At 62.2% G+C, this 13437-nt stretch carries 11 protein-coding genes; 5 read left to right on the top strand and 6 right to left on the bottom strand.

The window, feature by feature from the left end; all coding sequences use genetic code 11:
• Positions 1–9: 9 nt before the first annotated feature.
• A complete protein-coding gene (locus AB3N21_RS21120; RefSeq protein ID WP_367937083.1) occupies positions 10–753 on the bottom strand; it encodes an SDR family oxidoreductase in 744 nt (247 codons plus the stop codon).
• Positions 753–2279 (bottom strand): UxaA family hydrolase, encoded by a 1527-nt coding sequence (locus tag AB3N21_RS21115; RefSeq protein WP_367937058.1) that lies wholly within the window; start codon positions 2277–2279, stop codon positions 753–755. The genes AB3N21_RS21120 and AB3N21_RS21115 overlap by 1 nt, the downstream gene beginning before the upstream one ends.
• 111 nt (positions 2280–2390) lie before the next feature.
• On the opposite strand from AB3N21_RS21115, the gene AB3N21_RS21110 reads away from it, so the two are divergent.
• The 5 genes from AB3N21_RS21110 (at position 2391) to AB3N21_RS21090 (ending at position 7065) form a co-directional block, all read left to right on the top strand.
• Positions 2391–3119, top strand: coding sequence for a GntR family transcriptional regulator (locus AB3N21_RS21110; RefSeq protein WP_367937057.1), 729 nt, complete (start codon positions 2391–2393; stop codon positions 3117–3119).
• Positions 3119–4171: an aldo/keto reductase gene (locus tag AB3N21_RS21105; RefSeq protein ID WP_367937056.1), complete on the top strand. Its 1053-nt coding sequence runs from the start codon at positions 3119–3121 to the stop codon at positions 4169–4171. The genes AB3N21_RS21110 and AB3N21_RS21105 overlap by 1 nt, the downstream gene beginning before the upstream one ends.
• On the top strand, positions 4161–4592 hold the full coding sequence (locus AB3N21_RS21100) for an RbsD/FucU family protein (RefSeq protein WP_367937055.1): 432 nt from the start codon (positions 4161–4163) through the stop codon (positions 4590–4592). The genes AB3N21_RS21105 and AB3N21_RS21100 overlap by 11 nt, the downstream gene beginning before the upstream one ends.
• Positions 4589–5419, top strand: coding sequence for an amidohydrolase (locus AB3N21_RS21095; RefSeq protein ID WP_367937054.1), 831 nt, complete (start codon positions 4589–4591; stop codon positions 5417–5419). Before AB3N21_RS21100 ends, AB3N21_RS21095 begins: the two co-directional genes overlap by 4 nt.
• A 110-nt stretch (positions 5420–5529) precedes the next feature.
• Positions 5530–7065 carry an alkaline phosphatase family protein gene (locus AB3N21_RS21090; RefSeq protein ID WP_367937053.1) on the top strand — a complete coding sequence of 512 codons (1536 nt, stop codon included), beginning with the start codon at positions 5530–5532 and terminating at the stop codon, positions 7063–7065.
• 50 nt (positions 7066–7115) lie between these two features.
• Here the strand turns inward: AB3N21_RS21090 and AB3N21_RS21085 are convergent, their stop codons facing one another.
• The 4 genes from AB3N21_RS21085 to AB3N21_RS21070 form a co-directional block, all read right to left on the bottom strand.
• On the bottom strand, positions 7116–7754 hold the full coding sequence (locus tag AB3N21_RS21085; RefSeq protein WP_367937052.1) for a 2'-5' RNA ligase family protein: 639 nt from the start codon (positions 7752–7754) through the stop codon (positions 7116–7118).
• 93 nt (positions 7755–7847) lie between these two features.
• Complete coding sequence (locus AB3N21_RS21080; RefSeq protein ID WP_367937051.1) at positions 7848–8789, bottom strand: peptidoglycan-binding protein; 942 nt, start codon at positions 8787–8789, stop codon at positions 7848–7850.
• Positions 8790–8839: 50 nt separating this feature from the next.
• Positions 8840–11158 (bottom strand): hypothetical protein, encoded by a 2319-nt coding sequence (locus AB3N21_RS21075; RefSeq protein WP_367937050.1) that lies wholly within the window; start codon positions 11156–11158, stop codon positions 8840–8842.
• 9 nt (positions 11159–11167) lie between these two features.
• A complete protein-coding gene (locus tag AB3N21_RS21070; RefSeq protein ID WP_367937049.1) occupies positions 11168–13084 on the bottom strand; it encodes a cytochrome P450 in 1917 nt (638 codons plus the stop codon).
• Positions 13085–13437: the final 353 nt, after the last annotated feature.

The raw sequence follows: 13437 nt of genomic DNA, 5'->3' as shown, positions 1-13437 counted from the left end.
TCCGGCCCGTCAGATCGTTACGCCGCCATCGACCAGCATGGACTGGCCGGTGACGAAACGGCTTTCATCCGAGAGCAGGTAGACGACCATGGGCGTGATATCTCCGACCTCGGCCAGACGGCCCATGGGTTGGCGGGCGATGAAGTCCTTTTCCGCCTGCACCGGATCAGCCGCCGCCGCGATCCGTCCGCGCAAGGAGGGCGTGTCCACGGTGCCGGGGCACAGGCAGTTGCAGCGGATGCCCTGGGTGACGAAATCGGCGGCAACGCCCTTGGTCAGGCCGATCACCGCCGCCTTGGTCGCCCCGTAGGCGGTGCGGTTGACGAAGCCTTTGATCGAGCTGGCCATCGAGGACATGTTCAGGATCGACGCGGTACCGGTCTGTTCAGCGCGGCGCAGCATGCCCGGCAGCAGGGTCCGTGTCAGCCGCATCATCGAGGTGACGTTCAGGTCGAAGCTGAACGCCCAGTCGTCGTCGGAAATCTCAAGAACCGTGCCGTGATGGACAAAGCCTGCCACGTTGAAGAGCCCGTCGAGATCCGGCAGTTCGTCCGCCAGTGCCGCAACCGCCGCCGCATCGGTCACGTCGAGATGCCGGGTTTCGATCCCGTCCGCCGCCAGCGCCTCCAACGCCTCGGTGTTCACATCCGTCGCGATCACCCGGGCCCCTTCGGCGGTGCAGGCCGTTGCACTGGCGAGGCCCATCCCCTGCCCCGCCGCCGTGATCAGGATGGTCTTGTCCTTCAGTCGCATCACATCACGGCTCCTATCTGCCACGGCACGAATTCCACGCCGCCGAACCCCAATTCCTCGCTTTTGGTCTGCTGGCCTGAGGCCACGCGGATCAGCATCTCGAACAATTCCTCGCCTTTGGCCTCGATGCTGACCCCATCGGTCACGATGTCCCCGCAGTTGAGGTCCATGTCATCGGCCATCCGCCCGTACATCTCGGAATTTGTCGCCAGCTTGATGCAGGGGGTGGGCTGATAGCCCGAGACCGAGCCGCGCCCGGTGGTGAACACGATCAGGTTCGACCCCGAAGCCACCTGCCCGGTCACCGAGCACGGATCAAAGCCGGGGCTATCCATGAACACGAACCCTTTCTTGTCGACGATCTCGCCGAACCGATAGACATCGCGCAGCGGTGCGGTGCCGCCCTTGGCGACCGCGCCCAGCGATTTTTCCAGGATGGTGGTCAAACCGCCGCGCTTGTTGCCGGGGCTGGGGTTGTTGTCCATCTCGCCGCCGTTGCGGGCGGTATAATCCTCCCACCAGCGGATGCGTTCGATCAGCTTTTGACCCACTTCGACCGTCTCGGCCCGGCGGGTCAGCAGGTGTTCGGCGCCGTAGATTTCCGAGGTTTCGGACAGGATCGTGGTGCCGCCGTGCCGGACCAGCAGGTCGGAGGCAAAGCCCAGCGCCGGGTTTGCGGTGATGCCGGAATAGCCGTCCGAGCCGCCGCATTGCATGCCCACGGTGATCTGCGACACCGGGGCAGGTTTGCGTTCGGCGCTGTTGGCCAGCGCCGCAATGCCGCGCAGTTCCTGCAGGCCGCGTTCGATGGTGCGTCGGGTGCCACCCTCGTTCTGGATTGTCATGTAGCGCAGGGCGCCGTCAGCGCGGATCGGGCGACCGCCGACCAGGTCCGAGACCTGCATCACCTCACAGCCGAGGCCGATCAGCAGGATACCTCCGAAATTGGGGTGCTGCGCGTAACCGGCCAGCGTGCGGAACAGGGTGGCATAACCCTCATCCTTTGCGGACATACCGCAGCCAGTGCCGTGCACGATGGGCACGATCCCGTCCACGTTCGGGAAATCGTCCAGCAGGCCGGAACGCTCCGCCGCCTCGGCAATGAAACGCGCGACCGAGCCGGAGCAGTTCACCGAGGTCAGAATGCCGATATAGTTGCGCGTGCCGACCCGCCCGTCAGCACGGTGGAAGCCCTGAAAGGTGCGGTCGCTGTCGATGGCGGGCAGCGGGGTGTTCTGGCAGGCGAACCCGTAGTCCTGCTGATGCGCGCCCATGCCCAAATTGTGGACATGCACATGCTCGCCCGCCGCGATATCGGCTTTGGCCTGCCCGATGATCTGGCCGTAGCGCAGAACGTTCTGCCCGGCCCCGATCTGTGTGCAGGCAATCTTGTGCCCGCGTGCGATGTCGGAGACCAGCGGTGCTGGTATCCCCGCCAGTTCCGTCCCCGCAGGCAGATCCCGCAGCGCAATCGCAACATTGTCGTGCGCATGCAGGCGAATGATGTCGCTTGCGGGGTCTGTCACGCTGGGCCTCCCTTGCCTGGCGTCTCAACATTCTGGGCTGAGCGTTGTAGAGAGTGCTAGCTTGACTCGCGGCATGTGTCAACTAACATGTTAGTATGAATGGAGGAGCCCATGGCCCCAATCGCGGACATCGACGCAACCCGGCTGAAGGATATCGGCGCTTTTGAGGGGTCTCTGGCCCAGAGGGTCTATCTGTCCCTCAAGGAGGCGATCCTGTCGCTGGAGTTCCCGCCGGGATCGGTGCTGCGCAAGGGCATGATCTGCGACACGCTGGGCGTCTCGCGCTCGCCCGTGTCCGAGGCGATTGCCCGGCTGGCCGCCGAGGGGCTGGTCGAGGTGATCCCGCAATCGGCCACGCGCGTGTCGCATTTTTCGATGTCGGAGATTCGCGAGGGCACCTTTCTGCGCGAGGCGCTGGAACTGGCCACCGTGGCCAAGGTGGCGCGGGACCGCACCGAGGAGCAGTTGGCGCAGCTGACCCGGAACGTGCGCCTGCAAAGCCTGCTGGTGGAGGACGGGGATTTCACCGGCTTCTATCAGGCGGACGAAGAGTTTCACGCCATGCTGATGCAGTTCACCGGCTATACGCGGCTGATCACTGTCGCGCGCATGGTGTCGCTGCAGGTCAGCCGGGCGCGGATGCTGCTGTTGCCGACCCCGGGTCGTGCTGCCGAGACGCTGGAAGAGCACCGCGCCATCGTCGAGGCGATCCGGGATCAGGATCCGGTGGCCGCTCAGACCGCGATGCGTCACCATCTGGGCCAGCTTCTGCCGCGGATCGAGCCGCTGGAACAGGAACGGCCCGAACTGTTTTCCCCCTGTGATGCAAGGAAACGCTGATGAAAGCTGCCGACACCGCCCCGCTCAACCTACGCACCACGCGCCCGGTTCCGCTGACCCGCATGGGGTTTGGCGGGGCGCCGCTCGGCAATCTCTATCGCAAGGTAAGCGACGAGGATGCCCAAGCCGCCCTACAAGCGGCTTTTGACGCAGGCATCCGGTATTTCGACACCGCCCCGCAATACGGGTTGGGCCGGTCTGAGGAGCGGTTCGGCATGGCAATCCGGCGGTTCGGCCGCGACAATATCCAGCTTTCGACCAAGATCGGTCGTCTGCTGCTGGATTGCGAACCGCATGAGGTAACGCCCGAGGCGTTTGTCGACGTGCCGCAGAAGCGTATCGTTTTCGACTACACCTATGACGGCGTGATGCGGTCGTATGAGGCCAGCCGGCAACGTATTGGGGTGACCAATGCGGATATCCTGTTGGTGCATGATGTCTGCGTGTTTTCTCAGGGCAGCCAGGAGGTCAGCGATGCCAAGGTGCGCGAGTTGTTCGACGGGGGCGGCTACAAGGCCCTGACCGAGCTGCGCGAGGCAGGGGAAATCGCTGCCGTCGGCGCGGGCGTCAACGAATGGCAGGTCTGCGAGAAACTGCTTGGGCTGGGGGATTTCGACGGTTTCCTGCTGGCGGGCCGCTATACGCTGCTGGAGCAGGAGGCGCTGGAGACCTTTCTGCCGCTTTGTGAAAAGCGCGACGTGGGGATCATCCTTGGCGGGCCCTACAATTCCGGCATCCTTGCCACCGGCGCGGTACCCAGTGCGAAATACAATTACGCGGACGCGCCGCCCGACATTCTGGACCGAGTGCGCCGGATCGAGGCGGTCTGCGCCGCCCACGGCACGCCCCTGATCGCTGCCGCTTTGCAATTCGTGCTGGGGCATCCATGCGTCAAAACCGTGGTGCCCGGCGCGGTCAGCGGGGCTGAGGTTGAGGCCAATGTCCAATTGCTGGAAACCCCGATCCCGGCCGGGCTGTGGTCGGATTTGAAGAGCGAAGGGCTGATCCGTCCGGATGCGCCCCTGCCGTCGGAGACTGCCGATGCTGCGTGATATCGACCCGATCCTGTCGCCCGATCTGCTCCACGCCCTGCGCGCGATGGGGCATGGAGACGAGATCGTCATTGCGGATGCCAATTTCCCGGCAGAAGGCCTTGGCCCACGCTGCATCCGCGCTGATGGGTCCTCGGCCAGCGACATGCTGCGGGCGGTGCTGTCGGTCCTGCCGCTGGATACCTTCGTTCCCGACCCGGCGCACAGCATGGCGGTGGTGGATGATCCGGATGCGATCCCCGAGGCCGTCGCCGATTTCCAGCGCATCATTGACGACACCGCAGATCATCCCGCCCGGATCGTACCGCTGGAGCGGTTCGCGTTTTATGAGCGTGCCGCCAGCGCCTTTGCCGTTATCCAGACCGGCGAGCGCAGGCTCTATGGCAACATCATCCTGAAAAAGGGCGTCATCGCACCATGAGGCTCGACGCCCACCAGCATTTCTGGACCCTCGCGCGCGGCGATTACGGCTGGCTGACGGCGGATCTGGAGGTGCTCTATCGCGATTATGGTCCCGAGGATCTGACCCCGATGCTGAAGGCCGCCGGAATCGAGGGCACCGTTCTGGTGCAGGCCGCGCCGACGGTGGCCGAAACCGAATTCATGCTGGGGCTGACGGATCGGAATTCGTTCATCAAAGGCGTTGTTGGATGGGTCGATTTCGAAAGCCCGGGCGCACCTGACGAAATCGGACGTCTGGCACAGCATCCGGCCCTCGTGGGATTGCGCCCGATGATTCAGGACATCGCCGACCCCGACTGGATGTTGCGCGGCGACTTGGCGCCTGCTTTCGCGGCCCTCATCGGTCAGAATTTGACCTTTGACGCGCTGGTATTGCCGCATCACTTGTCCAACCTGCGCCGCCTGCTGGAACGCTATCCGCAGATGCGGGTGGTGATTGATCACGGGGCCAAGCCCCGCATAGCCGATGGGGATTTCCGGGACTGGGCCACGGATATGGCTGCACTGGACCGCGACACATCCGCCTTGTGCAAGCTGTCCGGCCTTGTGACCGAAGCCGCAGTCGGCTGGACCGTCGATGACCTGAAACCCTATGTCGCCCACCTGCTCGACACGTTCGGCGCCGAACGGTTGATCTGGGGCAGCGACTGGCCGGTCTGCACCCTGGCCAGTTCCTATGAACGGTGGCTGGAAGCGACCGATATCCTGCTGGCGGATCTGGATCGCGCCGCCCAAAGCGCCATCCTCGGTGGAAACGCCACGCGTGCCTACCGGCTGCGGGAATGAGCCATTCCGCGCAAAAGCGGCACCGATTGTCGCCATCCGAATAGCAAGGCTGGACGGGTCTGGCAGGTTTTCCTAAGAAAACAGTTGAGCTTAGCCGAAGGACCCTGCGGATGCCTCAGACGCGCAACGTTCTGTTTATCATCATTGATCAACTCCGGGCCGACTGCGTTTCCGGTGCGCTTGCGGATCATGTGGACCTGCCGAATCTGCGCGCGTTCATGGATGATGCCGTCACCTTTTCGCGGCATTTTTCAGTCACGAACCCATGCGGCCCCTCGCGCGCGTCGATCCTGACCGGGCAATACGCGATGAACCACCGCTCGGTCCGCAATGGCACGCCGCTGCGTCACGACACGCCGACGCTCGCATCCGAGATGCGCAAGGCGGGCTATCTGCCGATGCTGTTCGGCTACACCGATACATCCGCCGACCCGCGTGTGCATCACCCCAACGATCCGTCGGTGCAGACCTATGAGTACCCGATGGCCGGGTTTCACGAGGTCACCGAAATGCGGCTCGAGATGTCCTATCCTTGGCAGTCGCATCTGATGAACAAGGGGTATGAGTTCGAGGAGTACTGGGACGTCTACAAACCCGTCTCCCCGACGGGTAACGCTCCCCGTTTGAACGACCCCGCGCTCTATTCGGCCGAGGACAGCGATACGGCGTTTCTGACCAATTCGTTTCTGGGCACGATGCCCGCCTATCACAAGCAAAGCTGGTTTGCGCATCTGACCTACATCCGACCACACCCGCCACTGGTCGCTCCATCCCCCTACAACGACATGTATGACCCGGCGTCCCTGCCCTTGCCCCAGCGGCTGGAAACGCCCGGGCAAGAGGAGGCGCAGCATCCGTTCTTTGGGCCGATGCTGCAAAGCGCGTCTGCGGCCAGCTTTGTCGAAGGGTTTCCAGATCTGGAACCGACGGACGAGAATATTCAGACCCTGCGCGCGGTCTATCTGGGGCTGGCCACCGAGGTCGATCACCACATCGGGCGCGTCGTCAGCTATCTGAAGGATAGCGGGCAATATGACAACACGCTGATCGTGATCACCGCCGATCACGGTGAGATGCTGGGCGACCGGCATGCGTGGGGCAAGATGACGGTCTTTGACGCGGCCTATCACACGTCGCTTATGATCCGGATGCCGGGCAACGAGACGCGCGCGGGCTCGGAGGTCGCGCTGCCCACGGAGTCCATAGACATCACGCCGACCATCCTCGACTGGGTGGACCAGAAGGCCCCGAACTCGATGGACGGGCGGTCATTGATACCGCTCTTGCGCGGTACGCCGCCCGAGGACTGGAGGGCTTATTCGTTCAGCGAACTGGATTTTTCCGACCCCGAGGGCCCGACCATCTGGGAGAGAACCCTTGGCACCGGCCCCAGCGATTCCAGCCTTTGCATTCTTCGGGACGCGCGTTTTACGCTGGTTGAGTTTGCCGCAGATCTGCCGCCGATGCTGTTCGATCATGACAATCGTGGCGAGCTTGAGAATGTGGCAGACAACCCGGAGCTTGGGGAGGATCTGAACCGGTTGACCCGTGAGATGCTGCGCCACCGGATGCGCAATATGGATCATACCCTGTCGCTGGACACTATCACTAACGAAGGCCCCCGGCGTCAGGATCGATTTGGATAGTTTGGCGTACTGAGGTTCTTCGCGGCCTCAGTCGACCTTACCCGTTCGTATCAATGGGTCGGGCCGCCACCCGCCTGCCACCGGTCGAGCGGGATATAGCGCGTCTTGCCCTGAAGGCTCTGGATCAGAACGAACTCGGTCACGCGCCATCTGACCGGTTCGATCCTGCGTTCGCCTTCAAAGCCCGATCCGTAAGTGAGCGTGATGTGAGAAGTGAATTTCGGCACCGGGCCCGGATTGAACCCCGCATCAAACAGCGCCGAAATTATCGAGAGCCGCAGGTTTGACAGCGGCACGTTTTCGCCCTGCGACAGCAATACGACAGGGCTGGATCGCGGCCGACCCCTGAAGGTCAAAGCGCGGTCAAAGCACACTTCGAACGGTTCGAAAGCGACCGTGGACGCCGCCTTGCAGGCCGCGTTCACAAACCACTGAGGCACATCCTTGAAACGCTCTACGAAATGGAGGGTGACATGCAGGCGGTCCGGTCTGAGCTCACGCAAATCCGGGCCGGGCCCGCCGCGCAATCTTCGGCGGCGGTCGACTATGGCGTCGACTGCCGCCTTTGGAGGAAAAAGCGCAAAGAACAGGTGGTGCTGTCCCCATCGTGTTGACGGCTGCGCCCGATTGGGCCGGTGGGGCCGGTGGCCTAGGGGAAGCCGGTCAAACAGCGGGAGTTGCTTCGCCATGCGCCTCTCCGGGTACGATGGCGCGGTTTGCATCCCGCGCCCTGACTGATGTTATTGATGCCGCGAAATGTTGCGGCCATGTTTGGCAGCACCCTAGCGGGAGCGGCCAACGAGCTTTCGGTTCATCTCCTTGTCGACCAGACAATGCGTACCGTTGCTCGGGTCTTCTGTCCGTTGAGGGCGCTTCGCGGTGCACTCGTTACGGTTGGTCGGGTCCTCGACGCCATAGAACGCATTGATGATCGCCTGCTCCTGTTCGTGGTCGAACGCATGTGTCTGCGCGAACATGAGATACTGGAAGATCTCGGGCTGAGTTGTGGTCACGAAACGAAAATCACCCGCGTCGGCCAGTCGGCCGTTGCTGCAGCCCTCATAGGCCACGGGACGCGCCAGCCTGCGACCGCCGGTCGATTTGCCCGCCAGCGCGTTGGTGAAGCACCGGCGCGGCAGAGACATCTGGCAGTAGTAGTGAATGGTGATATCCGACCAGTGGTCGGGGAAATGCGTGGTCCGCAGGCACCCGATCAGAGCTTTCAGGCCCTGTTGCGTGTGCTTGGGATGATTGGGCGGGCGGCCGCCATAGGTGTCGGCGCTGAGGTTCATGGCCGCAAGTATGGACTTGCCCGGCAGGCCCAGCTTTGCCCCGGGCGCCCGGGGGCGATAGTCGGCATAGGGATTGCTCGGGCTGTTGATCGGCTCTTTGAGTTCGTCGATTTCGGCCTGAGTGGGAACCGCCTGCCAATCCTCGACGTTCCTTGCAAGATCGACCGACACGCCAATGGACAGGCTTTCCAGGGTTGCGCTATCCAGTTCGCCGGTCGGGGACAGCCCCTCCTGGGTTTGATAGGACACGATGGCCCGCCGTGTATTCGGGCCCATGAACCCGTCCAGCACACCGGGGTCGTGCCCCTGTGCCGCCAATTGGGATTGCGCCTGATGCACAACAGCCGAGTATCTGGCCTCGGCCGGGACCGCGATCATGGTCAAAATGGTGAGGGCGACAATCGCTGTCCAGGTTCTGGTTGGGTTCCACATGGTGAACTCCCTGTTGCTAATAGATGATAAAAAATAATTCACTATGTGTATCAGAAAGTCTTCAAATATTCCAGAAGATCGCCGATTTCGGAGGCCAGAACCCGCCGGGCTATCTCGTCACGATCCGCCACGGGATCGAGACCGCTGGTATCCGGGCACAGGTTGGCGGCAAAGTCATGGCCGCCGTTGCTGCGGCCAAATTCGGCGGTATCATAGCCCTTGATCGACATCGTATCATGCGGGCTATAGCGTTGTTGCGGCACGATATTCCATTCGAAGCCGACCATCGCCTGATCGTAGTAGATGTTGCCGCGCGTGAATTTCGCGGGCCGTGTCTTTGGGCACATCAGGTGCATCAGCGTGGGAACCGAGCCGTTGTGCAGATAGGGCGCCCGGGCCCAGATCCCGTGCAGCATGTCGGCCTTGTAGCCGTTGGAACCCGCCCTGACCCGTCCGGGAATATCCCTGAAATAATCGTCATAGGCGGCAGCCGTATCGGTGATCACATTGCCGTCGCCGTCACGCGGCAGGCACCAGTCATTGCCGGGATATTTGCGCATGAAGACGCGGCAGGCCTCCATCACAAGACCGGCCAGACCGAAGCGCGCGACCTCGCTTGTGACGCGCGAGCGGTTTTCGTCCACGCCCAGTTCTGCAACGGGGTAGATCTTGTCGTTGTGCGGCTTGTGGCAGCTTGCGCAGTTCTCGCGCTCATAGACCTCCATGCCCCTGCGGGCCTTTTCCTTGTCGATCTCGAACGGATAGGGTGGTGGCGGCAGGTTGTTGATGAACGGGTTGAGCGGCTCGTGAATCCGGACATTGGTTTCCAGCGGATTGCCGGTTGCCGAGGTTCCCGACGCCAGCGCGCGGGCCGCGGCCCCCTGATTGCCGTCCCAGTTGGCGTGAACGCGATGCACTGACCAGTTCAGGCTCTTGATATCGATCGGGGCCGGGACCGACGGCGCCCAGCTTTCGACATTGGCAAATATCCGTTCGCCTGCCGCGTCCGCATCTGCCGGTGTTTCAAACCCGGGCAGCGTGGCAATGCCGGTGAACAGCGGATTGTCCGGAAAATCATCCTGCATGAACCTGACATAGGTGTTGTCCGGACGCTTCGTGTGGAGCGCGACCAGCCCGGCGGCAACGCCGAAGGCATCCATCTGCCCGGGCCGGTTGTTCATCATGTCCGGCACCTTCTGATCGGGCGTTACTTTCTGCGGATTGTTCGCGTCATAAGCGTATGTCTTGCCGACCTGATGATAGATGTACTGGGTCTTGACGGCGGTGCCGATCAGGTTAGCGACATGGGTGGCGAAGTCCTTAGCGACCCAATAGGTCTGCAGCTTGGCGCGCCGTATCTCCTCGGGTGAGGGGCCATAGATAGTACCTACGGTGTCATCCTTGCGCGCGCGGTCGATCATCCGAACGAGCAATGCCTTGACCACATCGCGGTTCGCCTCGATGTCGTCGGGATCGGGGAGGGTCTGGCTGTCCATCGAGAACCCGGATTCGACCAGCGCCAGGCCGGTTGCCAACAGCAATTCGGAGTAATGCTGCGCCTCGATCTCGGTGTTGGGCATCCCGTGCAGGAACCTGACCTGGCCCTGCTGCACCATGTTGCCGGAGTTGTCGATTTCGCCGCCAACCACGACCCGCCCGGTATGGCAGGCCGAACAAGCGAAGAATACGGCGTCATGGTTTGGCGCCGTCTGGTACTTTTCAGGCTCGGTCTGATAGTCGATGTCGTCTTCGTAGATCCGCTTGCGCAGGCTGCTTCTGAGGAGCGTGGTCAGATCCAGCTGGCGCATCACGAACAGCTTGGCGTTGATACGCCGCACCTCTTCCGGCTGGACGGTGGGGTCGAACACAAAGCCATTGGGCAACGAAAACCGGCGATCCTGCGCGGGTTTCGCCGTGCCGTTGTCATAGTCTGCAGGGTGCGGACTCGAGCCCAGATGATCGAGGGTGAAAACGCCGCTCTCACCGGGAACGGGCGATGCCTGACGCCATATCCGCGCGAGCGGCAGCAGATCGGGGTCGGTTTCGGTGGCGGGGTCCAAGGACAGAAGCGTCTGAAGCAGGACCAGCGGAACGCCGCTGAACCCGACCGGGTGCCGGTCGAACCAGTTCCAGGCCAGCGCGGGGGTGTGACCGGGCGCAAAACCGTATTGCGAAGCCCTGCCCGGGTCCTGATCGTTCAGATAGGCCGCAATCTCGGCCTCGCGCCGCTGCTGCTCGTCTGACCACGATGTTGCGCTCTCAAGCCACGCATCGGAGGCATAACCGCTGTCCGGCGGCGCCACAGTCTCGGCCTTTGCCTCGGTGAGCGTGTATCCCAGGGCGAGCAGAGCGATCAAACAGGCTCTCATGGCAAACTCCTAACTGAAATACCGGTCGGTCGTGCCGCCGAGATCGAATTCGAGCGTAAAGGTTTTGGCGTAAAGATTGTTGTCGTCCAGCTGCAGCCTGCCGAACCGGCGTTCGAGCGGAAATGCGCTCTCGCCCGGTCGTGGGTCGGGCCTGCGGAGGTTGTCCAGCGCCAGCACGGCAATCAGCGTCTCCACCAGAATGACGGGCGAGATGTACTGGCCCAGACATTTGTGCCGGCCATGGCCGAATTGCAGATAGTTTTCGGCATCTCGTCCGACGATGAAGGCATCGGGCTGTTCGACATCCTTCATGGCCGAGCCATGCGCCACAAAGATCAGCGTTCCCGCGCGAATGGGCCGGCTGCCGGAAATCGTGGCCCCCTCCTCCCGGCATTCGCGCAGCAGGATTTCGGCCTGCGGCTGAAGCCTCAGCGCCTCCAGCGCGTATTGGCGCAGTTGCCACCGGCTTTCAGCCACATCCCGGTTTTCAAGGACATTGAGGGCAAGTTGCCGAGCCTCTTCAAAACTGCCATAGCGCTGGCCGTCGCACAGGGGCGCGGTATCGTCCTGTTCGAATTCCCCTTCCTTGAGCCGGAGGATCGAGTCGATCATGCGGCAGGTCGCCTCTTCCTGCCCGGCGACCGCACCGACCACCGTACCCATAACGTTCTCAACGATCCTGAGGTCGCCAACCCGGGCGGGATCAACCTCGGGATCGGGTGTCAGTTCCGGATCGGCCAGCCCCATCTGCAGTTTCAGCAAACGGCTCACCATCGTGTCGGGAACCGCATCACCCGCCGTCAGGGCCGCGCGCTGAATGTCCAGTTCGCGCAGCAGATAGACCAGCAATTCGCGGTAGGCCCGCACGCCCTGGGCCTGAACCTCGACATCCTTCTGGACGTTGTTGAAGAAGTTCTGAAACGCGGCCTTGATCCATTCATAGACCTGTGCCTCATCCGGGGTCACACCGTCTGACTGACCAAGCGCTGAATCGGGCAGGTCGACGGTGCTGCCGTCCGGGCGCGTATGGGACGTCGGCAACGGAGTGACCCCGTCTGGCCCGGCGACTTTCGTGCCATAGTAGCGGAGCATGTCCAGGGTCAGCTCGAACGCCCCCTTTTCCTCGACGGTCGGAATGCCGAAGTAGTGGTGAGACACCGTGACCGGGACAAACCGGGCGAGCGCGGTCACAACGTCGATCTGCGCCTGATCGTCCGCACGTGACGCATCGACAACCTGTTCGACGCGCCGAATGCAGTCCTGATGAACGAGCTCGGTGATTTTTGCCGGGTCATCCTTATTCACGACGGTGGTCAACAGGGTCTTGTCTTCAATGAATTTTTCGGCGTCATCGGTGCCCAGAATGAACGCGTCGAAACCGCCATTCTCGGCCGGCGTCATCGACTTGATCATCTCACGCCCATAGGGGTCCACGGTGAACGCGTCATGTCGCGTCAGCACATCGCGCACGCTACCGCCATCAACCACGAGGACGGGGCCAAGAGGGGGCTGGAACAGTTTCTCCCTGGCCCTGATTTCGGAGAGCATGGGGTAAGGTTTATATTTCAGAAAGAACCCGTAAACGCCGCCAACCGCCCGGCCCTGTCGCGTGGCTGCAACCTTGAGCGTCTGCAGTTCCGTGATTTCATCGGGCGTGACGTCCCCCGCCGCGGCCTTTGCCGCCAGCTCGGACAGGCGGGCCAGATCCACGGGATTGTCTTCAAGAATTCGGGCAATCGTGGCGTAGAATGACGCCAGCGCTTCGGCAAAATTCTGTTTCAGGTAACTGAGATCAGGCGCCGTGGGGTCCTCGGGTTGTGTTGAACTGCGTGTCCCCGGCAAAGCGGGTGTTTCGGTTGCTGAGCCCTCGTGCCCGGCCAGATTCGCCCAATTATTGGGCCAGTTTTCGTAATCAATCCTCAACATCGTCGGCACCTGCTGAGTTGTGCGTGGCAATAAAGTGTTGTGTTCAGTTCAATATCGGTCGAGGCGGAATATGGAGCTGCCTCTGGGATCTCGTAATTGCGACAGTTTAACGGAATGGCGGCGTGTCGGCTACCCTCTTGCCGTTATGGTGGGACTTGGCTGTTCTACCGCGAGGAGGAGCTGCCAGTGTAGAGGTGGTGATGGAGTGCCCTTGCAAAGAAAAAGGCCGCTCTTGTTGAGCGGCCTTTTTTGGTTTGTTTTGTTCGGCGGTGTGCCGGGCTGAAGCCCGGCCTGCCGGTTATTCGATGATTTTCGACACCACGCCGGCGCCAACCGTGCGGCCGCCTTCGCGG

Origin of the sequence: Ruegeria sp., from assembly GCF_040830605.1 — a bacterium.
In the GTDB taxonomy this organism is placed as follows: Bacteria; Pseudomonadota; Alphaproteobacteria; order Rhodobacterales; family Rhodobacteraceae; genus Ruegeria.
The sequence above is the reverse complement of the archived record's forward strand: the minus strand, read 5'-3'. Positions and strand labels throughout refer to the sequence as shown.